This window comes from Bradyrhizobium sp. CCBAU 65884 (assembly GCF_028128835.1).
GTDB lineage: Bacteria > Pseudomonadota > Alphaproteobacteria > Rhizobiales > Xanthobacteraceae > Bradyrhizobium > Bradyrhizobium ottawaense.
The window spans coordinates 153,846-180,014 of record NZ_LBJU01000125.1 but is presented as its reverse complement, the minus strand read 5'-3'; the positions used below and the strand labels follow the sequence as shown (position 1 = coordinate 180,014).

Here is a 26,169-nt window from a genome sequence, read left to right as displayed (position 1 = left end):
GCGAGAATGACGATGGGGCAGAACGGGCAGCAACCAACCGGTGACGAGGCGCTGATGTCGCGCTTCACCCGCCCCGAGCAGACCTTTCCGACGCTGACGCCGGCCGAGATCGAGCGTGTCAGGCATTTCGGCGAGGCCCGCAGCTACGCGGACGGCGAGTTCCTGTTCGAGACCGGCAAGCCCGGGCCCGGCATGTTCGTGGTGCTGAAGGGCCATGTCGCCATCACCCAGCGCGATGGCCTCGGTCACGTCACCCCTGTGATCGACCAGGGGCCGGGGCAATTTCTGGCCGAGCTCAGCCAGCTCTCCGGACAGCCGGCGCTGGTCGACGGCCGCGCCGAGGGCGATGTCGAGACGCTGCTGTTGCCGCCGGAGCGGCTGCGCGCGCTGCTGGTCGCCGAGGCCGAGCTTGGCGAGCGCATCATGCGCGCGCTGATCCTGCGCCGGGTCAATCTGATTCAGGGCGGCATCGGCGGTCCGGTGCTGATCGGTCCGTCGAACTCCGCCGGCGTGGTGCGGTTGCAGGGTTTTCTCACCCGCAACGGTCAGCCGCATCATCTGCTCGATCCCGATCGTGATCCCGACGCGGGCGAATTGATCGCGCGTTATACGCCGAAGCCCGAGGACTGGCCGCTGGTCGTCGCCGCGAGCGGCGCGGTGCTGCGCAACCCCAGCGAGACCGAGCTTGCTCGCGCCATCGGCATGATCGGCGGGGCCAAGGACGGCCGCATCTACGACGTTGCGGTCGTCGGCTGCGGACCGGCCGGGCTCGCCACCGCCGTGTATGCGGCGTCCGAAGGGCTGTCCGTCGCGGTGCTCGACATCCGTGCCTTCGGCGGCCAGGCCGGCGCCAGCGCGCGCATCGAAAATTATCTGGGCTTTCCGACCGGTATCTCGGGCCAGGCCCTGACCGCGCGCGCGTTCACCCAGGCGCAGAAGTTCGGCGCCGACATCATGATTCCGGTGACGGTGAAGTCGCTCGACTGCACGCGCAAGGACGGCGCATTCGCGGTGGCGCTCGACGGCTGCGATCCCTTGCGCTCGCGCGCGGTCGTGGTTGCGAGCGGCGCGCGCTATCGCCGGCCGGAGATCGCGAACCTCGACAAGTTCGAGGGACGCGGCGTCTGGTACTGGGCCTCGCCGGTCGAGGCGCGGCTCTGCGCCGGCGAGGAGGTGGCCCTCGTCGGTGCCGGCAATTCGGCAGGCCAGGCGGCCGTGTTCCTGTCGGGGCACGCCAAGAAGGTCTTGATGATCATCCGCGGCGGCGGCCTGGGGGCCAGCATGTCGCGCTATCTCATCGAGCGCATCGAAGCGACCCCGAACATCGAATTGATGTTCAACACAGAGATATCAGCGCTCGAGGGCGACGAGGCCGCGCTGCTGCGGCGCATCCGCTGGAAGAGCCGGCTGTCCGATGACGAGGATTCTGCCGACATCCGCAATCTCTTTCTGTTCGTCGGCGCCGATCCCGCCACCGCCTGGCTCGACGGCTGCGGCGTGACGCTCGATCGCGGCGGCTTCGTCGTGACGGGCGCGCAGTCCGAGCAGAACCAGGGCAGGCTGGTGGCGCCGCTGGAGACCTCCGTGCCCGGCGTCTATGCCGTCGGCGACGTCCGCTCCGGTTCGGTCAAGCGCGTCGGCGGTGCCATCGGCGAGGGCGCGCAGGTGGTGGCCTCCCTGCACGGCTATCTCGGCGACGCCGCAAAACCGGCGCTTTAGTCGAGCAGAAGACAAGCAGATGGCAAGACGAATGGGACTTGCCATTGCGCCGCGTCATGCGTGACTATCTTCCCTCATCCTGAGGAGCGCGCAGCGCGTCTCGAAGGATGCAGGCCCGGCTGCATCCGGGCCTGCATGGTTCGAGACGCGTGCTTCGCACGCTCCTCACCATGAGGATCTAACAGAACAGTTTAAAAGGGAGGACTAAATGGCTGAAGTCGTCGTGCTCTACAAGACACCCAAGGATGCTGCCGCCTTCGACAAGTACTACGCCGAGACGCACATTCCGCTCGCCAAAAAACTTCCCGGCCTGAAAAAATACGCCGTCAGCAAGGGGCCGGTCGCGTCTCCCGCGGGTCCTTCCGGAATCCATCTCGTTGCCATTCTCACCTTCGACAGCGTGGGCGACATCCAGGCGGCCTTCGGCAGTCCGGAAGGCAAGGCCACCGGCGCCGACGTGCCGAAATTCGCCAGCGGTGGCGCCGACCTCTTGATCTTCGACACCAAGGAAGTGTGAGGCTCGATTCGACTTTCGTCGAAAATCTGCCGTCGTTTGTGACAGCGGTGCAAAAAAATAAGCCATGCGTTTGTCGATTCGCACGATGACGCATGGCTTCGCACATGCATGTGACGACAACGCAGGTGGCAATCCCATGAGGACCGTAATACTACTCTCGTGACCTCGATGCGTAGGAGAGATGTCATGGTCCTTGGCTTGAGCCTGTCCGCCTTCACGATGGTCCATGTCGTCATCAGCCTGATCGCCATCGCCGCCGGCCTCGTCGTGATGTTCGGCCTGCTCGGGTCGAAGTCGATGCCGGGCCTTACCGCGATCTTCTTGGCTTTCACGATCCTGACCAGCGCCACCGGCTTCCTGTTTCCGTTCGAGAAGCTGCTGCCCTCGCACATCATCGGCATCATCTCGCTGGTGCTGCTCGCCATCGCCTGCTTCGCGCTGTACGGTATGAAGCTCACCGGCGTCTGGCGTCCGGTCTACGTCGTGACCGCGATGATCTCGCTGTATTTCAACGTCTTCGTGCTGGTGATCCAGTCGTTCCTCAAGGTCCCGGCGCTTGCCGCGCTCGCGCCGGCCGTGGCGCCGGCGCCGCCGTCGGGTCCCGTGTTCGCGGCGGTGCAGGGCATCGTGCTGGTGTTCTTCGTCGTGCTCACCATCGGCGCCTGGCGCCGCTTCAAGCCGATGGCGTTTGCCTGATCGGTCTCCCCCTCGTCATTCCGGGGCGATGCGAAGCATCGAACCCGGAATCTCGAGATTCCGGGTTCACGCTTCGCGTGCCCCGGAATGACGTTCCACTTAAGGAGTCCCCCCATGCCCATCATCACCACCAAGGACGGCGTCGAGATCTTCTACAAGGATTGGGGCAGTGGCCAGCCGATCGTGTTCAGCCATGGTTGGCCGTTGTCGGCCGACGACTGGGACGCGCAGATGATTTTCTTCGTCAACAACGGCTATCGCGTCATCGCCCATGACCGCCGCGGCCATGGCCGCTCGTCGCAGGTTTCCGACGGCCACGACATGGATCATTATGCCGACGACCTCGCGGCCGTGACCGCGCATCTCGACCTCAAGAATGCCATCCATGTCGGCCATTCCACCGGCGGCGGCGAAGTCGTGCACTACATCGCGCGCCACGGCGAGAGCCGGGTGGCGAAGGCGGCGATCCTGTCCGCGGTGCCGCCGCTGATGCTGCAGACCGCGGCCAATCCCGGCGGCCTGCCGAAGAGCGTGTTCGACGATCTCCAGAAGCAGCTCGCGGCCAGCCGCACGCAATTCTATCGCGACCTCCCTGCCGGCCCGTTCTACGGCTACAACCGTCCCGGCGCAAAGCCGTCGGAAGCGGTGATCCAGAACTGGTGGCGCCAGGGCATGATGGGCGGCGCCAAGGCCCATTACGACGGCATCGTCGCGTTCTCGCAGACCGACTTCACCGAGGATCTGAAGAAGATCAACGTGCCGGTTCTGGTCATGCACGGCGACGACGACCAGATCGTGCCCTACGCCGATTCCGCGCCGCTCTCGGCCAAGCTGCTGAAGAAGGGCATCCTGAAAACCTACAAGGGTTTCCCGCACGGCATGCCGACCACGCACGCCGAAACCATCAACGCGGACCTGCTGGCATTCTTCAGGGAGTGAGGCGCCTCACCTCAAGATCGCCCTGATCGCATCGAAGGTGCGCTTGACGAACGCCTCCGGCTTCTCACGCGCGCCTTCGCCGATCCAGCTCTCGCCGCCGACGCGCATCGCGCCGGTGGCGATCATGGCGACGAGCCGCGCCTGCAACCGGTCGGATTTGGTTCGTGCGCGCTGGGCGAGGCCCTCGGCCAGCGCGCGCTCGAGCTTCTCGTATTTGAGCTGGTCGCGCGCCTGCAGCGCGGGATTGTCGCGCTTGAGCCGCGACATGGCCGCGGCTTCCGCCGGATCGAGCCGCTTGACCGCGGCCGCGATCGCATTCTCCGCCGCCGTCAGCATGGATTCGTCCGCGGGCCGCGCGACGACCTCGGCGACCAGCGCGCTGGCGGCATTTTCCTGCCAGGCCGCCACCACGTCCTCCTTGGACGCGAAATAGTGGAAGAAGCTGCGCCGCGACACCTCCGCCGCCGCCGCGATGTCGTCGATGGTCGTGGCTTCGAAGCCGCGCTCCAGGAACAGCGTCATCGCCGCCCGGGTCAGCCGCGCGCGGGTCTCCTGCTGCTTGCGCTGGCGCAAGCCGGTGACAACAGGGGATTTTCCGTCCGCGGGCAATTTCCGGGCAACGTTCGAAGCCTTCAAATCGTTTCACCTCTTGCAAAGTTGCACTCAGTGCACATTTAGACAGGCCGCGGGCCTCATTCCAGCCCCGAACGGAGACATGGCATGACCGACTGGACCACGGCAGACATCCCCTCTCTCGCCGGCAAGACGGCCGTCGTGACGGGGGCGACGGGTGGCCTCGGGTACGAGACGGCGATGGCGCTGGCGGGCGCCGGTGCCATTGTCATACTCACCGGACGCAATGACGCAAAGGGCCTGCGGGCCATCGAAGGCATCTGCGAGCGGTTTCCCAATGCGCTGATCGCCTACGAGCCTCTCGATCTCGCCAGCCTGTCCTCCGTCGCCGATTTCGCCAGGCGCTTCGCCGCCGGCAACGAGCAGCTCGATCTTCTCGTCAACAATGCCGGCGTGATGGCGCTGCCGAAACGCCAGCAGACCGAGGACGGTTTCGAGATGCAATTCGGCACCAATTATCTAGGCCACTACGCACTGACGGCCCACCTGTTGCCGCAGCTTCGCCGCGCGAAGGCGCCGCGTGTCGTCAATCTCTCGAGCCTTGCGCACCGCTCCGGCACGATCAATTTCGACGATCTGCAAGGCAAGCATTCCTATCGTCCGTGGCGCGCCTATTGCCAGTCCAAGCTGGCGATGCTGATGTTTTCGCTCGAATTGCAGCGTCGCAGCGACGCGGCCGGCTGGGGTGTGAGCAGCATTGCCGCGCATCCCGGCTTTGCGCGCACCGACCTCATTGCGAACGGGCCGGGCGCCAACACGTTCCAGTCGCGGATCGGCCGGCTGCTCCAGCCGCTGTTCAGCCAGTCCGCGGCGGAGGGCGCACTGCCAACGCTGCTCGCCGCAACTTCGCCCGCGGCAGAGCCTGGCAGCTATTACGGCCCGAACGGATTCTACGAAATGAAGGGGGCGCCCGCGGCGGCGAAGATCATGCCACACGCGAAGGATTTCGCCACCGCTGCCATGCTGTGGGATGTCTCGGCGACGCTGACCGGTGTATCCTTCGACGAGATCGCGGCCGCGGCGTGAGCCGCGAACCCGCCAGGAACATCCCGATGCAAGTCATCATCTTCGGCGCCACCGGCATGGTCGGGCAGGGCGTTTTGCGCGAATGCCTGGTCGACACCGGCATCGCCCGTGTGCTCGTGGTCGGCCGCAGCCCGACCGGGGTGCGCAACGCCAAGCTCACCGAGATCATCCACGACAATTTTCTGGACTATTCAACGATCGAGGCCCAGCTCACCGGCTTCGATGCCTGCTTTTTCTGCCTCGGCGTCTCCTCCATCGGCATGAGCGAGCAGCGCTACCGCCACCTCACCTGTGACCTCACGCTCGCGGCTGCGACGACGCTGGCGCGCCTCAATCCGCAGATGGTCTTCACCTACGTCACCGGCGCCGGCACCGATTCCACCGAGCAGGGTTCGCGGATGTGGGCGCGGATCAAGGGCAAGACCGAGAACGATCTGCTCAAGCTGCCGTTCAGGGCCGCCTACATGTTCCGGCCCGGCGCGATCCAGCCGCTGCACGGCGCCCGTTCCAAGACCGTCTGGGTGCAGGCGGTCTATTCCGCAACCGGGCCGCTTTGGTCCGTGCTGCGCCGGCTCTCGCCGCGGCTCGTTACTTCGACCGAGCAGATCGGCCGCGCCATGATCCGCGTCGCCCGGGAGGGGTATCCGCGGAAGGTGCTGGAGATGGAGGATATCAATAGCCTCTAGCCTGCCGGCCCGTTAGTTTGAGCGGAAATTTCTGGGCCTGTGCGCGTTGAGCCCTGTCCATTCCGAAGGAGAAGCGTCGGCGATGTCGCCCCAGCTCAAACTGATCGCACTCGACGCCGACGATCTCGCCGTGATCTCGACCCATGTCCAGGACGCCCGTGTGCAGGCCTCCGACATCATCTGGCGACAAAGCGAGAAGCGGCTTGTGGTCGGGATGAGCCGGCTGGACTGGGAGCAGACGCTGGAGGGCGAGGCCGAGCCGCGCCGGCTGGTCGCCGCGCTCCGCTTCGACCGCGTGCTCGCCTGCAAGTCGCGCAACATCGAGCTCGCGGCTCCCGACAAGGTCCTGGACCTCGTCGGTATCGAATTTCATCCCCGGGACGGGCGCGACGAGGAGCCCGGCGGCAGCGCCCTGCTCTTGTTCGCCGAGGGCGGGGCTATCCGGCTCGACGTCGAATGCCTGGAATGTGAGCTGACCGACCTCGGGGCCGACGCATTGGGAACGGGGTTGGAGATCGAAGGGGAGGGATGAGGTCACCTGTATACCAGCCGCACCGGCTCAGGCCTGCGCCAGAACGGCGGCTTGCGAGGGTTGACGCCGCTTCCCCGCCGCGCCATTGAGCAGGGGACCTGGTGCGCCAATCCGCCCCAAAGACCAGCCAGAAGCCAAGCCAGACATGCCCGTTCGCCTCGACCGCAGCAGCGCCGATTTTGACCAGCGATTCGCGGCCTTCCTCGCCGCCAAACGCGAGGTCTCGGCCGACGTCGAAGCCGCCGCACGCGCCATCGTCGACGACGTGGCCAAGCGGGGCGATGCCGCGCTGCTCGAGGCCACCGCAAAGTTCGACCGGTTGACGCTGGATGCGGCCTCCTTGCGCGTTTCGGCCGCCGAAATCGAGGCCGCGAACAAGGCCTGCGATGCCGCGACGCTGGATGCGCTCAAGCTCGCGCGGGACCGCATCGAGATCTATCACCGCCGGCAGTTGCCGCAGGACGAGCGCTTCACCGACCCGCTCGGCGTCGAGCTCGGCTGGCGCTACACTGCGATCGAATCCGCCGGCCTCTACGTGCCAGGCGGCACTGCGGCCTATCCGTCCTCGGTGCTGATGAACGCGGTGCCTGCAAAGGTCGCCGGCGTCTCGCGCCTGGTGATGGTGGTGCCCTCGCCGGACGGCAAGCTCAATCCGCTGGTGCTGGCGGCGGCCTCGCTCGGCGGCGTCACCGAGATCTACCGCGTCGGCGGCGCGCAGGCCGTGGCGGCGCTGGCGCACGGCACAGCGACGATCGCGCCGGTCGCCAAGATCGTCGGCCCCGGCAATGCCTATGTCGCCGCCGCCAAGCGGCTGGTGTTCGGCAAGGTCGGCATCGACATGATCGCCGGCCCGTCCGAGGTGCTGGTGATTGCCGACGACACCGGCAATGCCGACTGGATCGCCGCCGATCTCCTGGCGCAGGCCGAGCACGATGCCAGCGCGCAGTCGATCCTGATCACCGACTCGGCCCGCCTTGCCGCCGACGTCGAAAAGGCGGTCGAGGCGCAATTGAAGACGCTGCCGCGCGCCGCAATCGCCAGCGCGTCCTGGGCCGATTTTGGCGCCATCATCATGGTGAAGAACTTAGGCGATAGCATTCCGCTCGCGGACGCGATCGCCGCGGAGCATCTCGAGATCATGACGGCTGATCCCGATGCGCTCGCTGCGAAGATCCGCAATGCCGGCGCGGTGTTCCTCGGGCCCCATACGCCGGAGGCGATCGGCGACTATGTCGGCGGCTCCAATCATGTGCTGCCGACGGCGCGCTCGGCGCGATTCTCCTCAGGGCTGTCGGTGCACGACTTCATGAAGCGCACCTCGATCCTGAAATGCGGCCCGGATCAGCTGCGTGCGCTCGGTCCTGCCGCGATGACGCTCGGACAAGCGGAGGGGCTGGACGCCCATTCGCGTTCGATTGGATTGCGCCTCAATCTGTCATGACAGAGCTGCCCGAACAGGACGACTCGGCCAATCGCATCGTCGGCGTCACGCTCGACGAAGAATCGATCGGCCGTTCCGGGCCTGATATCGAGCATGAGCGCGCGATCGCGATCTACGATCTGATCGAGCAGAACCTGTTCGCGCCCGATGGCGCCGACGGGAAGGGCCCGTTCACGCTGCATATCGGCATCACTGGCAACCGCCTGATGTTCGACATCCGCCGCGAGGACGGCACGCCCGTCGTCGCGCATCTGTTGTCGCTGACGCCGTTCCGGCGGATCGTGAAGGACTATTTCATGATCTGCGACAGCTACTACCAGGCGATCCGCACCGCGACCCCCGACAAGATCGAGGCCATCGACATGGGCCGGCGCGGCATCCATGACGAGGGATCGCGAACGCTGCAGGAGCGGCTGAAGGGCAAGGTGCGGGTCGACTTCGAGACCTCGCGCCGGCTGTTCACGCTCATCACCGTCCTTCATTGGAAAGGCTGATCACGGATGGCTGCGCCCTCACGCGCACGCGATCCGCAATCGGTGCTGTTCGCCTGCGCGATGAACAGCGTGCGCTCGCCGATGGCCGAGAGCCTGTTGCAACACATGTTTCCGCAGGGCCTCTACGTGAAATCGGCCGGCGCGAGGCGCGGCGAGCTCGATCCGTTCGCGGTGTCCGTGATGGCCGAGCTCGGCCAGGACATCTCCGCCCACAAGCCGCAGACCTTCGAGGAGCTGGAGGATTGGGAGGGGCTGAATTTCGACCTCATCATCACGCTCTCGCCCGAGGCGCACCACAAGGCGCTGGAGCTGACGCGGACGCTGGCGGCCGACGTCGAATATTGGCCGACGCAGGACCCGACCACCATCGAGGGCAGCCGCGACCAGAAGCTGGCCGCCTATCGCGACGTCTGCGACCAGCTGTTGATGCGCATCCGCCGGCGTTTTGCCAAGGTGGGCGCGGCGTCAGGTTGATCTCGTGCCGCGGACGCCTCTTTCCCCTCGCCCCTCGTGGGGAGAGAGGCGGAGAAGGCGTAACACCGGCGTCACAGACTGGGGGCACACGCATCTCGGCATCCCCTCGAATCACCAAAGCTGGGGTTCCCGGGTTGTGAAATCAGCCCCCTTCCGATAGGTTCCGCGCGCAATTCACCCCCTGCTCATCCCCCAAATCACCTGATGCTTGGCCGCCCCAAATTCGTACTTGCCTCCGGTTCGCCGCGGCGCCTTTCGCTGCTCAACCAGGCCGGCATCGAGCCGGACGCGCTCCGGCCGGCCGACGTCGACGAGACGCCGAAGCGGGGCGAGCTGCCGCGCGCCTGTGCCAATCGCCTCGCAAGGGCCAAGGCGGACGCAGCGCTGAAATCGGTGCAACTCGACGACGAGTTGCGTGGCGCCTTCATCCTCTCCGCCGACACCGTGGTCGCGGTCGGCCGCCGCATCCTGCCCAAGGCGAATCTGGTGGACGAGGCGGCGCAGTGCCTGCGGCTGCTGTCGGGCCGCAACCACCGCGTCTACACCGCGATCACCCTGGTGACGCCGCGCGAGGCGTTCCGCCAGCGGCTGGTCGAGACCCGCGTCCGGTTCAAGCGCCTCTCGGAAGATGACATCCAGGCCTATATCGGGTCCGGCGAATGGCGCGGCAAAGCCGGCGGCTACGCCGTGCAGGGCATCGCCGGCTCCTTCGTGGTGAAGATGGTGGGGTCCTACACCAACGTCGTCGGCCTGCCGCTCTACGAGACCACCACGCTGCTCGGCGGCGAGGGCTTTCCGATCCGCTTCGGCTGGCTCAACGCCACCGCGGTGTGAGCCGGCAAGCCGCGGCTCAACAAAATCGCGAAAGCAACCCCATGCACGGTAGAATGGCCTGATGGGGCGCACGCGCCGCCGGTACGAGGAACCCGTTTGCCGACAGGCTCTTGAACCCCTTCACTCCGTGCAAGCCGCCGACATCATGGACGCCCCCATCAAAAAGCCCGCCAGCCCGCTCAAGACCTGCCCGATCTGCGGCAAGCCGCAGTCCGAGGCCACCCGTCCGTTCTGCTCGTCGCGCTGCCGCGACGTCGACCTGAACCGCTGGCTGAAAGGCTCCTACGTCATCCCCGGCCGCGACGACGATTTGGATGACGTGGAATAAGAAGTGATATCAATAATTTAGCGGGTCGCGCGCGCCGCCGCGCGCCAACCGCGGCAGCTTGTGCACAGCCGGGCCGCGCCCGGCGAAGCCACTTGGCGAAGCCGGGTGGACAGGCCGCCCCTAGCCCACTATAAACCGCCCGCTCGATGGGCTTTGGCCCCTCTCTTGGAGCACGCCCAGGTAGCTCAGTTGGTAGAGCATGCGACTGAAAATCGCAGTGTCGGTGGTTCGATTCCGCCCCTGGGCACCATTTTTTGGCGTTGAAACAATACCTTAGACCCGTCGTTCGGCCTGACGTGACGACCCCAACCGCCCTGGGGACGCGCGGGGGACGTATCGCGTGCAGCTGCTCGCTATGGTCCGTAGTCGCCTGGTCGTTCGAGCTTCTTTCGGCATGGGGGTACCCACGCCAAACGTGGCGGCTCGCTGACGCCTTTTTCCCAGACGATCCAAGCATATCCCGTGGCGGTCGACGCCTTCGCGTCGAGGCGCCCCTTCACCATCGGAACGCGCTCGGTGAACTGAGCGAACTTGGTAGGCGGGGTGTGCTCGAATATCTCGCGGTATCGTCCAACGCTTTCGATGAACACAGTACGGGCTAGGATCGCCACGCCGCAGCGAGCCGCAATGAGCGCCCGCTTGATGAAGTCTTCGGCAAGCCTGAAAGGCGGATTGGTGATGACCCAATCGACCGAGCCCGCCTGCAATGGCGTGCTGAGGAAGTCGGCGACAGAACCATAACCGTATGGATGGATGTCGGAGGCCTTTACCTTCCCGAAGTATTCTCTGAGAGGCTTGGCCATGTGCCCAGCCCCACACGCCGGCTCAAGGCAACTCAGCTTCCGAAAAGGACCGGCATCCGCAATCACATGCTCTAGGAGGGCCCTTGTCGCCCAGGGCGGTGTCGGAAAATTATCGAGACTGTCCGCCGCCTCGACCCGCTGAGCCATCACAGCATGCGACGTGTTTTGCATTTCGCCCCTCAGATCCGCTCTAGTAGGTCATGTAACTTCTGGCGGAAGTAAGCATTTGCCGTCTCAACCAGATCGTACACTCCGAAGCCGAAGTGATCGTTAAGCTCGGCCCCAATCAAAGAGTACGGGCGCGGCAGAGACCGAATCCCATAGTAGAAGATAACACGCGCCTCTGCCTTTACGGGGTTCAACTTGAAGGTTTCCCCGTAGCTTTTCAGGAGCATCTGCGTAACTGTGAGGTCGCGGCGGATCGATCGAATCTTCCCGGCGTCGAACGCGCCGTTTCCTCGCTTGATTTCATAGGCCCGTAACGTCTTGTCGGCCTCATCAAATGCGATCATGTCAATCTGCAGCGTGCGAACTGCCTCGCCGTACGGAAGCGTTGTGGAGGAATATGCCTCGTCGGATTGCTGGCCAACAATCTGGTCAGCAGCGCGAGAGACTTTGAAGGCATCCTCCCGCCAAACCTGATGCCTGTTGCTCTCCCGCAGGCTTTCTCTGATGGCCACCTCTAGGATGGCGCCATGTCGCTTGTAGGCTGATGAGATTATGCTCGTCTGTCGGGAGAATTTCTCGCCGGAGATCGGGTCAACTAAGAAGCGCTGCGATGCCAACCTCGAGATTGTCAGGTCGACGACTGGCGTAACTCTATCGAGATATGTCATGGGTAATGAGCAATGGAAATAACGCCACGATACAACGGAAGGTGGCTACCCGCCTCGATTTCTTAAGCGATGGTTAACGCCGTGCCGCCTGGGCGCTTCACCTCCTATGGCTCAGGCCAAGGGCCCTAGGATCACAGGCAACGTCTCCTTGGGCGTTAGACGTTCGTACAACCCTCGATCCGCGCTGGGTGGACTCCTCCCGCTTCTATCGGTCATGATCGCGGCCCTTGGGGGGGCTAATGCTGGGAAGTGTGATTGCATTGGAGTACGTGCGCCAAATGGGCGCCGGTCGCACTTGTCCGCTCCTGCTCAATTGCGAGAAGCCAGACGGATCGATCGTCTCCGTCGTCGCCAAGTTCTCAGATTTTTGTGATCAACGCGAAACCCACCTGGCGCGGGAAATTGTTGGGGCGTGCTTGGCCAGTGACCTCGGCTTGCCGGTGCCCGAACCCGTGCTGATTGACGTCCCAGCCGGCTGGAGCGATGTCATCCCGGACGCCACCATACGGGCACGGGTGGCAGCAAGCAGCCCTATAGCTTTCGGCTCCACGCTGATGACGGGCGGCTTTTCAACTTGGACCCCGGATACCCGGGTCAGAGAAGCAATGTACGACACGGCCACCGCCATCTTTGCCTTTGATGCAATCATTCAAAACCCGGATCGCCGTGCCACTAACCCTAATTGCCTTGTTCGAGGCGAGGACATCCGGATTATTGACCATGAACTGGCCTTCGCCCACCGAGTTGTACTAGGGTGGAGACCTCCTTGGCTCCCGGGAGGGCTTAACTGGTTGGAGAAGAAGGGAAGTCATATTTTCCTAGCCGATTTGAAGCGTTCTGCCTTGGATTTCGCCCCGGTTCGGCAGAGTTGGAGTACGCTTGCTGATAGTCGGCTAGTCGAGTACCGAGCAGCTATTCCCGCTCCATGGGCTCACGTAGCGGCCGACGTAGATTCTGCGGTGACGCTCATACGAGATGCCCGGGACAACATCGACGCCTGTATAACGGAAATTCGACGGGTACTGTCATGAAGGACAAGCAGCAATATGGCTTCGTAATCCTTCGCTACGTTCACGACGTGCTGACGGCTGAGTTTATCAACGTTGGCGTTGTTATGTACGTACCGTCCGAAGGTCGCGTTTTAGCCAAGACCAGAAACACTATGGGCCGCCTTCGGGGGGTTTTCCCTGATCTGGATCGCGCCGCGTTTAATTCGGCAATGTCGAGCGTCAGACGCGGCTTTCAAAAGATTGCCAAGCGCAAATCCACCGCCGGTTTATTCAAGTCGCATGACTCGGTTTTGGCAATCGCAAAAGAAGCAGTGCCTCACGACGATAGTTCGCTGCAATGGTCGCCCGTCGGCGGCGGTCTTACAGGAAACACTCAAGAGACCTTCGATCGTCTCTACAATCAGTTTGTAGCTCGGTATGACCATAAGTCTTCCCACCGCAGAACCGACGATGAAATTTGGCGTCCCGTGCTTGCCAAGCTCGAAGAGCGAAATTTGGCGACAAAACTGCACGAAAAGGTAATAGCAGGATCTTTAGATGACGTGACTTTCAAGCACGCTTGGAAGAACGGCCAGTGGCACGTCTATGAGCCGGTTTCGTTCGATCTCGCCGAAGCGGACAGCATTAAGGGGAAGGCTCGGGAGTGGCTCGGGCATCTCGCGGCCGTCGTGGCCGATGGCAAAACTGAACCGTTCAAGCCGCACTTCTTTGTCGGAGCTCCGTCCGACCCTCGCCTGAACTCAGCTTATGAGGTGGCGAAGAAGATACTGAGCCAGGCCCCCAACAGTCCTGAGGTGTTCGAGGAGGCGCAACTGGACGAATTTGTTGCTCAGATAGAAGACGAGGTTCGAGCACACGACGCTCAGCAGTCCCCAGGACCGAGGGCATAAAACTCTCGGGTCGTCTAACTACTCTATCCCCGCCCACTGCGCTCAGGCGAAGTCCGATTCTTGCGCAGTTAGATTTCCACATCCACGATGCGCAGTGCCTAGCTCATGATCCGAGCCACTAGGGATTGATAATTTGACTCTCGCCCGTCTCGCGCTTCGATGGAGCCATGACGAAGGCAGAGAACCGAGCGGCCGCAAAGGTATGGCGTGAGTATCGCCGGCAACAACGCCGCGATGCCGAACGCGCTGCTGACGTTGCAGCAGATCTCGCCGAGCTGGACCGGTTGCGGCGCTACCTGATTTTCGGTCGCCGCGCCCCCGGGGCCGACGCCGAGAAGCTTTGTAGCGCGATCGACGACTATGTCGAACAGCTGACCGGAGACCGAAGTGCGCTGCACGCCAGGTCATCGAGTATCGGATAAACGGAGGATGATTGTGACAACTGATATCACTTGCCGGGTTGCTGCTTCCAATGATCTCGTCGGGATTCTCAAGGTCTTCGAGGAGGTGGCCCCCGAGGTCCCCACTAGAGTTTATCCTGAAACGAAGGGATATATCGACGCATGGGTCGGAACGGGCAAGTCGTGGGTTGCGACTGATGCCAACGGCACCATCGTTGGGTATGCGCTTGCTGAGGGGGACGACAAGGCGCTTTCGCTTATCTACCTTGGCGTCTCCAAAGCGGCGCGAGGTCAGGGCGTCTGTTCTTCGCTCATTTCAAAATTGAAGGGGGCTCGTGTCTCCATAAACACCGACGTCCGTTCCGACAATAAGAGTTCGATGGTCGATCGCTTCCTGCACTTTGGGTTTGTAAAAGGCAATATCGACAAGGACCGCACAAAGCTGCACTGGATAAGCCAATAGCCCCGCAAGGTTGAGTTGAGCTTCAGGAGAGCGGGACATACGTGAGACTTCTGACGAGAGAGTGATGCAATTAAGCCTACCCGATTATGCGACCCGCTTTGATCCGCTGTCGCTATCCGCATGCTTTCTCAAGCTGAAAGGAGTTGGCAACGAGCCACGACAGGCGACCGGCTTCTTCTGGCGCCTGGACGGCAAAGTGTTTCTGTTTACGAACTGGCACGTTGTAACCGGCATCAACATGATGGATGGCAAGCCGATCGGCAACGGGTGGGTACCTGAGCGAATTGAGCTGAGCTACTTCGAGCGCCCCGTAGCCAACAATCCTGACATCCCTGCTGACCCTTCGATGCGGACCGCACTAGCTCCGACGGTGACCGTCCCGCTCTATGAGGATTTTCACAGCCCATTCTGGATTCAGCACCAGATGGCGTTCGAATGGAACGTTGATCTTATCGCACTGGAACTCACCAATCTACGCGAACCGAGCCGGGCATTCTGTGTAAACGACATGACCTATGAGAAGCACCTGCATTTTGCAGGTAGCGATGTGTTTGTCCTGGGTCACGCCCTGCCGGAAAGCATCAGTGCATATCCTGTACCGTTTCCGATCTGGAAGCGTGGAAGCATTGCCAGTGAAGTTATTGTACCTTGGAATATGAGGCCCGCTTTCTTAATCGACAGTCGAACCTCAAAAGGGATGTCAGGCTCGCCTGTGTTTGCGCGAATATTTGGGCCTGCGGCAATGGCGGATACGACGATTCGAACCGAAAATATCCTCACATCGGAATTTTTGGGCATCTACTCTGGCCGCCTCTTCGACGACGAGAACAACGCCAGTATTGGGCTCGTCTGGCATCGCCATCTCATCGACGAGTGCTTGCGGTCTCCAGCGCAGGGTTCGAGAGATTGGATTCCGAGCCACTCCATCAAACTTTTTGCTCCTCTCAAGAAATCAGAGGAGGGCGGCCCGCCAGCGTGAGCCGGCAGGCCTTTCGCGTTCTCGAACCATCGTCAGGCGAGATCGAGCTTTTTTTGGAGAGCCCTGATCATATCAACTACGTGCTCAACGGCGAACAGAGCCCGCGCGACGCCATCCGGCGTCAGGTCGTGTTGGATGACCTCGAACACTTGGCCATCCTCACCGCTGCGGCTGAATTCCGTATCTCCCACGACTTCGAACACCGTCAAGGATGCAATGCGCGCCATTTGCGCGATTTCTGAGAGGTCGTTCTCGAGATCGAGCGGGCTGATCGGCCGGCGTCGATCCTCGACTATGGGCGTCGAGCTGGCCAAATCTGCGCTCTTCAGCATCATATTCATGGTCGCACTCCCGTTCATTTGATTCCTGGCAAGTGATAGTTCGGCTTGAGGTCAGCTGGGGTCGCCAGCTTGCACCCGCGACCCGCTTGTGCTCACGAGAAAGAAGGCTCATCGAGTCCCATCGTCAGGGCAACGGTGATGTTCTCGAGGAGAAACGTCTGCCACGAGCGCGTCCGCTTCCCGTCATCGCTGAACAAGTCCTGCGGCCAGCCTTGGCCATCGGTATCGTAAACCAGCGCATGATTGAGGAGGGCCAGCAGGCCAGCCATTGTGGTTGGCCGGACATTCACAAGGTCGCACGCGGCCTCTTCTTCGGCATCTGAGGTGCGGCTCAGTTCGCGCTCGGCTTCAATCCATCGTGGGTCATCGCTCGATACAATTTCATTGTCCCAGACGTTGACGCTAGACTTGCGCTTGTCCTTGGGCAACTCCGCCTCAAGAGCCATGTGGCGATCGACCCAACCTATCCAGGTTGCTCGCGCGGCTTTGTGCGCTTCAATGGCTGCGAATATTGGATCTACGACCGGATCTGCTGCGATGGCTTCCTGCGGGATTGCTTCCCCGGCGAGAGCGGCGCCGACTAGCATATTCATAACTGACCTCCTGCTGATCTGTGCCCCGGGCTCAGGAATGTTTGAGTGGGCGATTAGTTCTGACCTCGCTTGTCCGGGCTGACATGCGCTTGGCCCGCTTTCCTGCTTCCGGGAAGATGTTGAAAATAGTCCGGCGCCTGTGGCGCCAATAGCTACCGCGTTGCTCATGTCGTTCTCTCAAGTTTGAGATTTGCTATTGTCCGAGCGTGGTCCGCCCTTGCTCGGCTGGTTGTGCAGGTAAGCCTTAAATTGCTTCACCCCCTCTCCGGCTTGCTGAGCGCTCCGTCAAGTCAACGCGACGGCTCGCTGGACTGAAGACATGTGTTGCGAGGCTGATTGCCTCCGTCAGGGCCGCCTGCTCCCGCGCATGCAGCCGTCCGGACTGCGCGGCGGTTTCGGCCGCCGTCAGCAAGTTCGAGACCGCCAGCAATTGGGTGAGTGTCGGTGCCATGGTCAGAATGCGGAGCGGCGTACACCATCACGCGCGGTGCCGAAGGGGGTGACAAGAGTGGTTGCTACCGGCAGACCGTGACGCTGGCGCCAGGCGCACTGCATCTCGGGGATCATGTCGGCAACTTGGCGGAGGGCTGAGCGCAGGGACCGCGGGGTGATTTCACCCCAGGTGCGCATCGCCTCCCGGCGTGCGAGGCCCTTGAGGACCCAGACTTTCACTTCGCCGGTTTCCTCGTCGATCAGGTTGCGAACCGTGAGGGTGGCTGCAGGCATAGCTCCGCCGCTCACCGGGAAGGTGCTCTTGCTCATCTGGGTTGCCTTCAGGAGTCAGTCTTGATACAAAAGGATCATACACGATGATCTAAAAGGATCAAGAGGCTTGGTGGATTTTTCTCAACTTCGGGCCGCGCGCGCCCTGACTGGCTTGTCTCAGCCCGAAGTCGCTGAGGCGGCGGGCGTATCTGTGCCGACGTTGAAACGCGCAGAAGCTGGCGGTCCGATCAAGGTCGCAGACGAGACCATCGATGCGATAGCCAAAGCCCTGGAAAGAGCCGGCGTCGAGTTCATTCCAGAGAATGGCGGCGGCGCCGGTGTGAGGATGAAGAAGCGGAAGCGCTGATTTTTTATTCAGAAGTACCCACCCCTTTTGGGGCCCCAGCCAGCCTGCTTGCGAGCACCAAAAAGAGCCTTTTCTCGCCAGGCGCGGATGGGAAATCGGATGAACTTACACACTCCATAAAAGGGCGAATATTTTCGCGCCGAAGATGCTCAATCCACCTGTTTCCATAGGTCAGAAAATCATCTCGAAAATCGAAATAAATGGAACTTTCGGGTTCGTGTTGGCCATTTGCCTTCTTCCGGCTCTCCCAGTCCGTGCAGACGACCTGGTTGGCCAAGCCAGTGTAATTGATGGAGATACGATCGAGATCCACGGTACTCGCATCAGGCTCTGGGGGATCGACGCTCCCGAAAGCACACAGCTCTGCAGGAACGACGACAGTAACCTCTATCAGTGCGGACGAGCCGCCGCGACGGCACTGGCCGGACTGCTATGGGCCATCAAGAGGCCCGTCCAATGCACCCCCGTTGATAGAGATCAATTCGGGCGGACCGTGGCAACGTGCCAGCTCGGGATGCTGGGACCTGACATTGGGCATTGGTTGGTCACTAATGGTCATGCGCTCGACTGGCCGCGGTACTCAAAAGGCAAGTATGAGGACGCCCAGCGGGGAGCAGAAAAGGCCAACCGTGGCATGTGGGCCGGCAGTTTCGTCGAACCGAGTCTGTGTGAAAAACGGCGGCAGGCCGTCCGCGTGCTCCGACGACGCGGACGCGCAGCGCTAATCCGAATTGCTGGAACTCCGCAACTAGCCAGCGTCAATGTTGGCTTGAGTGACGTAGATCTGATGGTACTCGCGCTTGATGCCAGTGTGCTTGCGCTCCCACACGCAGATTCTGCGATGCCAAGAAAAGTAGGTCAGAGCACACTAATCACGCATTGCAGTAGGCTCACGACAACGGCCTTCGCAGCGGGAAGCCGGTAATAAATTTCATCGCGTGTCGCCTTGTCCAGCGTGGGTGCATCGCGACGCCCGTCAGCGTCCATAAATGCAAGCATCCGTTCGTTCATCTCCCCAAGCCTCGACAGCACCACGACAAGGTAACGCGCCAAATCCTTGCCCGAGGCATTCTTGGCCGCATCGAGATTATCCAGCGCGACTTGTGCATCGTCGTGAAACTGCAGGGCGCGAAAGTATCGGCGGTTGGCCACCGCGTTGTAACGGGCGGAATTGCGCTGATCCAAGGCCTTTTGGGCTTCCGAGCGAATGTAGGCCGCCTCGTCGGGAGGAACCATTTCCACAAAATCGCGCAAGGCCACGACATTTTTGCGGATCGCCTCGACGCGCTGCGAGGTATGAGTCTGATCTCGACATTTGGGATCCCCGATCATCTGCGAAAAACCGGCTTTACAGCTCAGGCAGAGTATGCCCGTGACGGCAAGCAGCCGACAAACGATCAGTGTGACTCCAGAGCTGCGTAACATCGTCATTTTATTCTCTCACTTCACCGGCAACGCCACGCTTCCGTTTCCACAATGCCGAATCCTTAGGTGCCATAGCAATGGCGCTCCTCGACTTTCCCTTGCCGACTAGGCTTGTGGCAGGTTAGTCCTCGGATCTAGGCTTTCCAATCTTCGCCGTCAGTTCGGCTATTCGCTTGTCGTCCTTCGCCTTGATCGCTTTGCGAAGCTCTTTCAGATCGGCCTGGTTAAATCCAGTACTCCGGCTTGCCGCGCTTCGGTGGGAAGCATCAATTGCTGCAGCAAGCCGCTCCCCCAATCTCCGTTGCGGGGTCTTCGGTGGCCCTACCACGTCGTCCCAACTGGCCGCCAATTCTTTCTTCGGTTGACGAGGTGGCGGCGGAGGACGCTTCGATTCCTCGATCGACTTAATTCCTCGCTCGATTACCCTTTCAGAATGCATGCCGCCAAACGCTGGCTCCTCGCCGAGAATCTTATGTGCCGCCAGGCGGAGCGCGCCTTTCACAATATCGTCGATGCCGTCCTCGCGGCGCCAGCGGCGGTAGCGCCAATCATCGCCCGCCGAATAATCCATTTCGGCCTGAGGCAGGTGCAGCGCTTCCTGCAGCTCTGCAGCCGACATCCCCCGATCCGCCTGTTTCTCGAATTTGTTAATCGCCTCCACGACGAGAGCCAGTCGACGGATGAGGTAGGCCGCTTCTGTGTCGTTGCCTGTCATTGTACGAAGCAGGGCGGCGGCGAATTGGGATAGTGCGCGCTGCGCCTCGTCCTTGGCCCATTCGATTTGTCGATCGGCCCGAGCATTCGGGTTTTCGCTAACGACCCTCAGCTTAGGAGGCTTCTCGTCGTCTTCCCCGTCATCGTCGCGGCCCGCCATTCTTAGACCTAATGCACCTTGGAAGCGTGGATCGGGCCATGCGTCCTCACCAGACCCTCCATAGGATCAGGCCAAGAAGCACAGTTTGCAGGACGAGAACTGCAAGAATTACCCCGAACCTGGCACCCGCCTCGGATTCGATCTCATCAAGGTTCTCGCATACGTACCGACGGAAGTTCTCCTCGCTTTGGAGCACCGCATATTGATCGTTGAAGGACCAGCGCAGGAAATTCGATCGTGTCATAGCTTCAAAACCGTAGATGTGAGACGCTCCTGGACCTCCACGGACCCGGGCCAAGACCCAGGATTCGCTAGTCATCGTCGCCCTGAATAGACAGGCCGTTGCCATATGGGTTCGTCGGACTGTCCGCCGAATACGGGTTACCGGCTCCGTATGGATTGTTGATGCTGTCCGGTGAGTAGCGGCTGCCATATCGGCCGTAGGGGTTTGAAACGGAGTCCGGGTCGTAAGGATTGCTGCTCAGGCGCCCTCGATAATTGCCATCGGAATCGTATAGCTTCGGCGCGTTCGTAGCATACGGGTTGGTTGCCGAGTCGTTGCTGTACTGACTGCCATAGCGCCCGTAGGGATTGTTGATGCTGTTTTGACCATACGGGCTTCCAACACCGTAAGGATTACCTGTTGAGTTAGGAGCGTACGGATTGGCGGAGTAATTCCCCAGTTGTTGGGCGCTTGCGTCTGAAATGGCAAAGGCCACCAAACAGGCAAGTATCCATTTGACCATTCGCCCCTCCCTTGGTTTAGTCGACACTTTCATACAACCACGGGCAGGTTTGCCTGTCCATTGCTTGAACAATGGTTTGAGAAAACATGAGCAAATTGCCTGTCCGCGAGCCTCCGGCGCAGAAGAAATCGCCAATCCTCCAGTTCGTACAAGATTGGCTTCCAATTGCCGCGGTTTTGGCCGGAGCTGTATGGACGCTTTACGACTACTCGACCAAGAGGGTGGAGGCAGAGAAAGCGGCAGAGGCAACCCGGAGGATAGAGGCACAACGTCCCTTCCTCACCAAGAAGCTCGACTTGTACTTTGAGACCGCGCAGACCACGGGGCGCCTTCAGAATCTCAAGCCTGGTACTGATGACTGGAAAAAAGAGACGGCGAGGTTTTGGGCGCTTCGTTGGAGTGAGATGGAAATGGTTGGTAACCGGCGCATTCGAGAAACAATGCGCTTGGTCGGGGACCGCCTTGCTCAAGTCGAAGCCGCTGACAACGAGACAACAAGGCACGGCCTTCGGTGGATGACCGAATGCCTCGCTGATGAACTTCGGTTCTCTCTGGAGGAGTCGTGGGGGAACGCGGTGGCGTTCGAATTTGGTCCATTCAAGGGGAGTGCGTCAATTGGTGGCCTACCTTCCGGCTGTTATGCTGGGACGGCGCCCCCTAAGTTGAGTCTGCCTACCTCCGGAGATTCAGCGGCCCCGCCCGGAGAGGCGACATCTAGTGGGAGCAAACCTCGCACGTGAGGCTTCTGGCTCAGCTTTACCTGCCCATCGTAAGTACTGTCGGGCGCCAGGCCTGGAATGAAGGCCCGAACGTTTATCGCGTTATCCATCCTCAAACGGAAATAGTGGGCGCGGCTCTTGTGCGACCCCGAAAAAGCTGTCGATCAACGGCTGGTTTCCCGACCGGGATCTGGTGTACGCGAAGCGTCTCGCTTGGCTGACGACCTTCTTGTTCACCTCCCCGACAACCCTCGTCTGATCGGCCGACATTAGTCTCTGAAACACATGATCGGTATTGGCAGCTACGAAGAGCTTTCTTGGGCCAATAGGAAGAGAAATGAAGCCGTCATGGTCCTTTATTCTCCAATAGTGAGCCGGGCGATCGGATGTAAGGAACTCGTGCCTTGATTTTGGTAGGTCGAAAACCTTCCACTTCATACCATTGATATGCGTGCCGACCTCGACGACCTCAATGGCCCGCATGATCATGTTGATTGTGATCTTGTGCACAATATTCGGATCGCGGCGCGTCAAGAACGCCTCAAAGCTCTCTGGATCGCCGGGCTTTCGCAGCTTCTCGTATTCAACCTGAGACGGAGCATAGCTCCGTCCCCATAGCCGCGGGATTGCCCGCCGAAGCTCTTCCATGGCGTCTGGGTGCCGAACCTTTAAGCTGAGAAGGAAACGAGACCATCCGCTTCGTGCTTCCGCGGTCCAAGGGGAGGGATCTCGCATCAGAAATCGATGAAGCGCCTTAGCCCCTTCATCGTCGACGATCTGAAAGAATTTGCTCTCTAGGTGCTGATCGAAGCCCTCGGGCCCCAACTCGGGAAAGGCATAGAGGTCACGTTGAAAGCCGGTCGCTATGGCACTGACCGGCTTCCGAACTATTCTATTACCGTAAACTTTCTTATGCTCATAGAGCTGCCCCGCTCCGTCGTGCCACTGCCGAAGGTAGAAGACGGGAATGAAATGATGGTCTCTAGGCTGTCCCACCTATGTTGCCGCTCTTCCCATTAACGACGAAAGTCGACCCGCGGCCCGCCTACGCTTCCAGCCACTCAGGCCGGCGCTCTTTTGCTCTATCCATCACTTTAAAAACATATGAGTTACCGCGTCACTCGTACTGAACATTCCAATGAGAAACAGGACCAACGAAGTGATTGCAGCCAAGATTGCAGCGACGTGAAAAATGAGATTTACGCGGCGCCAAATCCCCGATTTGGGTGTGTCTACAAGATATGGATGTTCCCACGTACGCATCATTGAGCCGGCGTTTTCACCGTTGGCATAATGGGTCAGATAGGCGAGCGCCATCCCAGCAACGGCCAGGGCCACGCCGAACGCGAACCACTTGATCGTTGAAGCGACATCGCCGACCCGGGCGAAGTCAACGGAAGTTTTTGACGCTACCCCGCCAAGGAAGGTGAGCACGCCAATCGCAGCACCGCCGTTTATAAGCACGAGCGTGCGTAGCGTGAGGTTCGACGCCGAAACGGTCTCTTTGTTTATCTCGGTCCTGAAATCCTGATTCGCGTCGTGAGCCCGCTTAGCATCATCCCGCTTCAGCTCATGGGTCCACTTCCGCTCCTCAATTTGCTGCTCATGAGCCCATTTGACCTGCTCGAAGGGCGGCTCTTGCGGCTGATCAGGCATGTTTGCGCGAATCCAAATAGTAGAAACTATTGTCTCACAGCCTCGGGCCGAGGCAAGATGCCTGCGCAAGATGCTTGGGGAAGAGAAATGGCAGAGCTAAAAGGCGATATCGACTACACCGTAGAGGGCGACCAAGTCATCTTTCGCGCGAACACTCCGAAGGGTGAGGAATACCTTGAAGGCCCCGAATTGGCCGTACCCACTACCGATGCCAAGGAGTTTATCGAGGAGGCGCGCGCCGCTGGAATTGAGATAGTTTCATTCTTCTGACGGTTTCAGCATCCTGATTGTTTGCCGGTGAGGCAAAGAAACCCGTCACGACCGAGAACCGCACCCGCTGCGACAAGATTAGCCATCTGCCGGTGGGCGTCGTCCTGATCGGCCGCGATGACGATATGCACGCTCCTGGCTGTGTTATTTTTGCGGGCCTCTAATACTGCAAGGCGGCGAGAAATTGCTGCTTTCATGTCTGCACTCCGAGCAGCGCGTGGATCAGCTCCGCATCGCTCATCTGCCTCGTGCGATCCTCGGCGAAGCCTGGGACGACGGGCTCAAAGCCTCCCGTCCTGCCCGCAGCCCGGCTGGCGATGCAATCTACCGAGCGGTTCAGTTGTTCATATTCCGCGGCCGGCATGGCCTGACTCAGCTGTTCACCGTACCAACGCGGCTCTGGCAATGGACCATCCTCGAACCACTCGGCGCAGACCACCTTATCGCCGGGAGCGAAAGTTGCGCCTCTCAGCGCCGTGGCAACTTGCTCGCCCGATCGACGCCACACCACCAAGATTTCGTGAGGCCTCGCCGTGCGCACCTCGAGCTTGACGATACGGGATTCCAGACCGCGTCCCATCATTGCAGCACCTCCGGGCGACCATGAACCGCCAGCCACTCCTCTACAGTCGTGCACGGCCAAGGAGCGACGATGAAACTTTGCCCGCCGGACTTAGCCGCTTCGATCGCGGCCAGCTCTCCCGGGGTAGCCGGTTCGCTCACATGATAGACGTAAGACTGCCCGGCGTTCGCGTTCCGCCTTTCTTCCAGCCTGGTCACGCGAGACTTCAGATTCCGCCCCCTCATTGGTTCGTCATCCTCTCCAGGCGCTCCAAGCGCTCGCTGAGTTCGGCAGTCTCGAATGCCTTCACCCAAGTATCGATCAGCTTGCTGATCTCGCCAGCATCGGCCGGCGTGAGTTCACCATTGGCCACTGCTGCGAGCACAGCGGATGAAACCTGAGCTGCGTCTTGAGCGCTGCTGATCTTGGGAAGCTCGAACGTGACAGGCCGGTCCTTCCGAGCCGGCATGATCCGGTCGAGGCATAGACGAAGGGCGCCCATGTCGCCTGTAAGGGCAAGGTCGATCGCCTTCTGTGTCAGCGCCTCCGCCTGCCCGTCGAGGAGAGCTTCCATAGCCACGGTGGTGACGTTTCGGGCTCCCTTTGGACGGCCGCTAGGGTTGCCGGACTGTCCCTTGCGAAATGGCCTGCCGCGCTGTTTCTCGGCTGTTTTTTCAGGCATGGTAATCAGTTTAGCGAGCCCGGGTAGTCCGGAAACGGATCCATGGCCTTGTGGATAGCCTCGATCCGTCCCTGCAAAACCTTCATTTGATCCGGCAGCACGCGACCGCTGTCGACGATAGCTTCCAATCGTTGGACATAAGGTCCCGGTTCGTATCCGGGCGGGATCAATCCGCTCAAAGTCGGGTCTACGGGCTGTGTCGAATTTGCGTCTATCCTGCCGCTATTAGCGATCAAGTACGGCATGTACTCGGATTCAGCCATTGGCATTCTCGGGCGACGCTTCAACGATCAGTCGGAAGCTCTCGTCTAGGCCATAGCGCTGCGACTGTCCGACCTCGGTAGTGACAGCGCTGTCGGTCCATACGATCGAACCGTCAGCGTTGATGCCGGCCTTGCTCTGAAAGCGGACGACAAAGCGCTGTCCGGCGTCCGACGAGATGGTCAAGGTGATCATGCGGGCCTCACATTTTTATGTAGGTGGTGGCGAGGATGGTCGGCTGAACGATAGGGTGAGCGCCGCCACCACCGGTGCTGTAGGTCGTGTCCAGACCGTTAGAGCTATTCACCCGCACACCGGTCGCTGCAGCGCTAGTGCTGCTGCTAATTGGGGTGTTGCCAAATGCACCGCCGCCGCCCGTGTTGCCGCTGTTGCCCGGGATGGTGACTGGATGTGCGTGCGTTGGGTCGTAGATGCCAGCAGAGTGAAAATGCGATGGCATCTGCGCGATGGTCAGCGTTTGGCTTTCAGAACCGCCGGTGGCACCAAGCGTTGTCGCAGTCGCACCGAAATAGGACGACGTGAGACGTCCTGCTGCGCTGCTGCCCATGTCGTCGAGGTTGGCGACGACGCGGCCTCGACAATCTGGCAGCGCCAGCGTTTTGTTTGCACCGAAGTCAGCGGCTGCAGATGCCCCTCGACCTCCGGCGACTGCGAGGTTGCTGTCGGCGCCCCAGAGATAAGAATACAGTGCTTGGGTATCGGAATTGGCCCGCTCCGTCGCACCAGATGAGGCGTTGCCGATAGTGCGGCCATTGCAGCGAACCCAACCGGATAGAATGCCGGTGCCGTAGAATTGCATAAAGGCGCCGGTCTGGAAGATAGTCGTCGGGTCGATAACGCCGCCGCCGCCCCCACCGCCGCCGCTCGGACCGATGACCAGCAGATTGTCGCCGATAAAAATTTGAGCACCGTTCCTGTCGGTCAGGCGAAGCTTGATAAGCCCATCGGATACGAACCACTGGGGCAAGCGAGCCGCCGCGTCGCACGTCAACGGGTTCGGCAGAACCTGCGTCAATCCCGAGTCCGAATAGGCGTTCTGCGGCGTCGCGACCGTGCCAGCCGCAATCACGAAGAGCCGGCAACCCGGGGCGGGCTTCCCGGTCAGATCGAACTGCGGAACAAGGGAGAATCCTGGGACGGTGCCAGCGCCCGGCGCCAAGGACGTAGAGAGGAACAGCGAAGCAGCCGCAACAGCGACCAGCCCCATCAGCCGAGCCAATTTAATGCGCATTCCTCTCCTCACATG

The 26,169-nt window shown here is 61.0% G+C and carries 37 protein-coding genes and 1 tRNA gene; 21 read left to right on the top strand and 17 right to left on the bottom strand.

The genetic code is table 11. From position 1 onward, the window contains the following. Positions 1 to 6 precede the first annotated feature (6 nt). The 4 genes from XI03_RS26840 (at position 7) to XI03_RS26825 (ending at position 3,871) form a co-directional block, all read left to right on the top strand. A complete protein-coding gene (locus XI03_RS26840) occupies positions 7 to 1,719 on the top strand; it encodes an FAD-dependent oxidoreductase (protein ID WP_442869744.1) in 1,713 nt (570 codons plus the stop codon). Positions 1,720 to 1,927: 208 nt separating this feature from the next. Next, a complete protein-coding gene (locus tag XI03_RS26835; protein ID WP_026202518.1) occupies positions 1,928 to 2,236 on the top strand; it encodes an EthD family reductase in 309 nt (102 codons plus the stop codon). Between the two features lie 186 nt (positions 2,237 to 2,422). Beyond that, a complete protein-coding gene (locus tag XI03_RS26830) occupies positions 2,423 to 2,932 on the top strand; it encodes a hypothetical protein (protein WP_028140742.1) in 510 nt (169 codons plus the stop codon). 114 nt (positions 2,933 to 3,046) lie between these two features. After that, positions 3,047 to 3,871: an alpha/beta fold hydrolase gene (locus tag XI03_RS26825; RefSeq protein WP_271593770.1), complete on the top strand. Its 825-nt coding sequence runs from the start codon at positions 3,047 to 3,049 to the stop codon at positions 3,869 to 3,871. Between the two features lie 6 nt (positions 3,872 to 3,877). Here XI03_RS26825 and XI03_RS26820 read toward each other — a convergent pair whose 3' ends face one another. Then, on the bottom strand, positions 3,878 to 4,507 hold the full coding sequence (locus XI03_RS26820) for a TetR/AcrR family transcriptional regulator (RefSeq protein WP_271593769.1): 630 nt from the start codon (positions 4,505 to 4,507) through the stop codon (positions 3,878 to 3,880). Between the two features lie 84 nt (positions 4,508 to 4,591). Here XI03_RS26820 and XI03_RS26815 point away from each other — a divergent pair, with 84 nt between their 5' ends. The 9 genes from XI03_RS26815 to XI03_RS26775 all read left to right on the top strand — a co-directional run bounded on the left by XI03_RS26815 (position 4,592) and on the right by XI03_RS26775 (position 10,569). Further along, positions 4,592 to 5,530 (top strand): SDR family oxidoreductase, encoded by a 939-nt coding sequence (locus XI03_RS26815; RefSeq protein ID WP_271593768.1) that lies wholly within the window; start codon positions 4,592 to 4,594, stop codon positions 5,528 to 5,530. A 26-nt stretch (positions 5,531 to 5,556) separates the two neighbouring features. After that, a complete protein-coding gene (locus XI03_RS26810; RefSeq protein WP_271593767.1) occupies positions 5,557 to 6,216 on the top strand; it encodes an epimerase in 660 nt (219 codons plus the stop codon). Positions 6,217 to 6,298: 82 nt separating this feature from the next. Next, positions 6,299 to 6,748, top strand: coding sequence for a DUF2948 family protein (locus XI03_RS26805; protein WP_018321264.1), 450 nt, complete (start codon positions 6,299 to 6,301; stop codon positions 6,746 to 6,748). Positions 6,749 to 6,893: 145 nt separating this feature from the next. Next, positions 6,894 to 8,189, top strand: coding sequence for a histidinol dehydrogenase (hisD, locus tag XI03_RS26800; protein WP_028140737.1), 1,296 nt, complete (start codon positions 6,894 to 6,896; stop codon positions 8,187 to 8,189). Then, complete coding sequence (locus XI03_RS26795) at positions 8,186 to 8,683, top strand: UPF0262 family protein (RefSeq protein ID WP_271593766.1); 498 nt, start codon at positions 8,186 to 8,188, stop codon at positions 8,681 to 8,683. The genes hisD and XI03_RS26795 overlap by 4 nt, the downstream gene beginning before the upstream one ends. Positions 8,684 to 8,689: 6 nt before the next feature. Then, entirely contained in the window at positions 8,690 to 9,157 is a 468-nt protein-coding gene (locus XI03_RS26790) for an arsenate-mycothiol transferase ArsC (protein WP_028140735.1), read from the top strand. A gap of 204 nt (positions 9,158 to 9,361) precedes the next feature. Beyond that, positions 9,362 to 9,991 carry a Maf-like protein gene (locus tag XI03_RS26785; RefSeq protein WP_007597557.1) on the top strand — a complete coding sequence of 210 codons (630 nt, stop codon included), beginning with the start codon at positions 9,362 to 9,364 and terminating at the stop codon, positions 9,989 to 9,991. A 145-nt stretch (positions 9,992 to 10,136) separates the two neighbouring features. After that, on the top strand, positions 10,137 to 10,319 hold the full coding sequence (gene yacG, locus XI03_RS26780; protein ID WP_038972203.1) for a DNA gyrase inhibitor YacG: 183 nt from the start codon (positions 10,137 to 10,139) through the stop codon (positions 10,317 to 10,319). Between the two features lie 174 nt (positions 10,320 to 10,493). Then, positions 10,494 to 10,569, top strand: a tRNA-Phe gene (locus XI03_RS26775). A 103-nt stretch (positions 10,570 to 10,672) separates the two neighbouring features. Here XI03_RS26775 and XI03_RS26770 read toward each other — a convergent pair. Further along, positions 10,673 to 11,122: an SAM-dependent methyltransferase gene (locus XI03_RS26770; protein WP_271593765.1), complete on the bottom strand. Its 450-nt coding sequence runs from the start codon at positions 11,120 to 11,122 to the stop codon at positions 10,673 to 10,675. A gap of 179 nt (positions 11,123 to 11,301) precedes the next feature. Further along, a complete protein-coding gene (locus tag XI03_RS26765; protein WP_271593764.1) occupies positions 11,302 to 11,958 on the bottom strand; it encodes a hypothetical protein in 657 nt (218 codons plus the stop codon). A gap of 239 nt (positions 11,959 to 12,197) precedes the next feature. Between XI03_RS26765 and XI03_RS26760 the strand changes: the two genes are divergently transcribed. The 5 genes from XI03_RS26760 to XI03_RS26740 all read left to right on the top strand — a co-directional run bounded on the left by XI03_RS26760 (position 12,198) and on the right by XI03_RS26740 (position 15,701). Continuing rightward, positions 12,198 to 12,989: a HipA family kinase gene (locus XI03_RS26760; RefSeq protein ID WP_271593763.1), complete on the top strand. Its 792-nt coding sequence runs from the start codon at positions 12,198 to 12,200 to the stop codon at positions 12,987 to 12,989. After that, on the top strand, positions 12,986 to 13,858 hold the full coding sequence (locus XI03_RS26755; protein ID WP_271593762.1) for a DUF3037 domain-containing protein: 873 nt from the start codon (positions 12,986 to 12,988) through the stop codon (positions 13,856 to 13,858). Before XI03_RS26760 ends, XI03_RS26755 begins: the two co-directional genes overlap by 4 nt. A gap of 167 nt (positions 13,859 to 14,025) precedes the next feature. Further along, on the top strand, positions 14,026 to 14,280 hold the full coding sequence (locus tag XI03_RS26750; protein ID WP_271593761.1) for a hypothetical protein: 255 nt from the start codon (positions 14,026 to 14,028) through the stop codon (positions 14,278 to 14,280). A gap of 13 nt (positions 14,281 to 14,293) precedes the next feature. After that, positions 14,294 to 14,722 carry a GNAT family N-acetyltransferase gene (locus XI03_RS26745; RefSeq protein ID WP_271593760.1) on the top strand — a complete coding sequence of 143 codons (429 nt, stop codon included), beginning with the start codon at positions 14,294 to 14,296 and terminating at the stop codon, positions 14,720 to 14,722. A gap of 64 nt (positions 14,723 to 14,786) precedes the next feature. Further along, entirely contained in the window at positions 14,787 to 15,701 is a 915-nt protein-coding gene (locus XI03_RS26740) for a S1 family peptidase (RefSeq protein WP_271593759.1), read from the top strand. A gap of 32 nt (positions 15,702 to 15,733) precedes the next feature. On the opposite strand, the gene XI03_RS26735 is transcribed toward XI03_RS26740, so the two are convergent. From XI03_RS26735 to XI03_RS26725, 3 genes are all read right to left on the bottom strand, one after another. After that, on the bottom strand, positions 15,734 to 16,042 hold the full coding sequence (locus XI03_RS26735) for a hypothetical protein (RefSeq protein WP_271593758.1): 309 nt from the start codon (positions 16,040 to 16,042) through the stop codon (positions 15,734 to 15,736). Positions 16,043 to 16,134: 92 nt separating this feature from the next. Then, complete coding sequence (locus tag XI03_RS26730) at positions 16,135 to 16,635, bottom strand: hypothetical protein (protein WP_271593757.1); 501 nt, start codon at positions 16,633 to 16,635, stop codon at positions 16,135 to 16,137. 453 nt (positions 16,636 to 17,088) lie between these two features. Next, positions 17,089 to 17,397, bottom strand: coding sequence for a hypothetical protein (locus XI03_RS26725; protein WP_271593756.1), 309 nt, complete (start codon positions 17,395 to 17,397; stop codon positions 17,089 to 17,091). A 73-nt stretch (positions 17,398 to 17,470) separates the two neighbouring features. Here XI03_RS26725 and XI03_RS26720 point away from each other — a divergent pair, with 73 nt between their 5' ends. Both XI03_RS26720 and XI03_RS26715 read left to right on the top strand, forming a co-directional pair. After that, a complete protein-coding gene (locus tag XI03_RS26720) occupies positions 17,471 to 17,707 on the top strand; it encodes a helix-turn-helix domain-containing protein (protein ID WP_333936323.1) in 237 nt (78 codons plus the stop codon). A gap of 145 nt (positions 17,708 to 17,852) precedes the next feature. Next, positions 17,853 to 18,632: a thermonuclease family protein gene (locus XI03_RS26715; RefSeq protein ID WP_333936303.1), complete on the top strand. Its 780-nt coding sequence runs from the start codon at positions 17,853 to 17,855 to the stop codon at positions 18,630 to 18,632. On the opposite strand, the gene XI03_RS26710 is transcribed toward XI03_RS26715, so the two are convergent. The 5 genes from XI03_RS26710 to XI03_RS26690 form a co-directional block, all read right to left on the bottom strand. Continuing rightward, positions 18,566 to 19,138 (bottom strand): hypothetical protein, encoded by a 573-nt coding sequence (locus XI03_RS26710; RefSeq protein WP_271593754.1) that lies wholly within the window; start codon positions 19,136 to 19,138, stop codon positions 18,566 to 18,568. The two genes, XI03_RS26715 and XI03_RS26710, sit on opposite strands and share 67 nt — an antisense overlap. 115 nt (positions 19,139 to 19,253) lie before the next feature. Next, positions 19,254 to 20,006: a hypothetical protein gene (locus tag XI03_RS26705; protein WP_271593753.1), complete on the bottom strand. Its 753-nt coding sequence runs from the start codon at positions 20,004 to 20,006 to the stop codon at positions 19,254 to 19,256. 311 nt (positions 20,007 to 20,317) lie between these two features. After that, the gene (locus tag XI03_RS26700) at positions 20,318 to 20,752 is read right to left on the bottom strand and encodes a hypothetical protein (RefSeq protein ID WP_271593752.1); all 435 of its coding nucleotides are present in this window, start codon (positions 20,750 to 20,752) and stop codon (positions 20,318 to 20,320) included. A gap of 821 nt (positions 20,753 to 21,573) precedes the next feature. After that, positions 21,574 to 22,467 carry a DUF4238 domain-containing protein gene (locus XI03_RS26695; protein ID WP_271593751.1) on the bottom strand — a complete coding sequence of 298 codons (894 nt, stop codon included), beginning with the start codon at positions 22,465 to 22,467 and terminating at the stop codon, positions 21,574 to 21,576. 93 nt (positions 22,468 to 22,560) lie between these two features. Continuing rightward, positions 22,561 to 23,127 (bottom strand): hypothetical protein, encoded by a 567-nt coding sequence (locus XI03_RS26690; RefSeq protein ID WP_271593750.1) that lies wholly within the window; start codon positions 23,125 to 23,127, stop codon positions 22,561 to 22,563. A gap of 87 nt (positions 23,128 to 23,214) precedes the next feature. Between XI03_RS26690 and XI03_RS26685 the strand changes: the two genes are divergently transcribed. Next, positions 23,215 to 23,397 (top strand): hypothetical protein, encoded by a 183-nt coding sequence (locus XI03_RS26685; protein WP_271593749.1) that lies wholly within the window; start codon positions 23,215 to 23,217, stop codon positions 23,395 to 23,397. 5 nt (positions 23,398 to 23,402) lie between these two features. Here the strand turns inward: XI03_RS26685 and XI03_RS26680 are convergent, their stop codons facing one another. From XI03_RS26680 to XI03_RS26655, 6 genes are all read right to left on the bottom strand, one after another. Beyond that, on the bottom strand, positions 23,403 to 23,594 hold the full coding sequence (locus tag XI03_RS26680; protein WP_271593748.1) for a hypothetical protein: 192 nt from the start codon (positions 23,592 to 23,594) through the stop codon (positions 23,403 to 23,405). Continuing rightward, positions 23,591 to 23,980, bottom strand: coding sequence for a hypothetical protein (locus XI03_RS26675; protein ID WP_271593747.1), 390 nt, complete (start codon positions 23,978 to 23,980; stop codon positions 23,591 to 23,593). The genes XI03_RS26680 and XI03_RS26675 overlap by 4 nt, the downstream gene beginning before the upstream one ends. Positions 23,981 to 24,200: 220 nt before the next feature. After that, the gene (locus XI03_RS26670; RefSeq protein WP_271593746.1) at positions 24,201 to 24,641 is read right to left on the bottom strand and encodes a DUF5681 domain-containing protein; all 441 of its coding nucleotides are present in this window, start codon (positions 24,639 to 24,641) and stop codon (positions 24,201 to 24,203) included. 5 nt (positions 24,642 to 24,646) lie between these two features. Then, positions 24,647 to 24,904 (bottom strand): hypothetical protein, encoded by a 258-nt coding sequence (locus tag XI03_RS26665; RefSeq protein WP_271593745.1) that lies wholly within the window; start codon positions 24,902 to 24,904, stop codon positions 24,647 to 24,649. Beyond that, positions 24,897 to 25,097 (bottom strand): hypothetical protein, encoded by a 201-nt coding sequence (locus XI03_RS26660; protein ID WP_271593744.1) that lies wholly within the window; start codon positions 25,095 to 25,097, stop codon positions 24,897 to 24,899. The genes XI03_RS26665 and XI03_RS26660 overlap by 8 nt, the downstream gene beginning before the upstream one ends. 7 nt (positions 25,098 to 25,104) lie before the next feature. Next, positions 25,105 to 26,154 carry a hypothetical protein gene (locus XI03_RS26655; RefSeq protein WP_271593743.1) on the bottom strand — a complete coding sequence of 350 codons (1,050 nt, stop codon included), beginning with the start codon at positions 26,152 to 26,154 and terminating at the stop codon, positions 25,105 to 25,107. Positions 26,155 to 26,169: the final 15 nt, after the last annotated feature.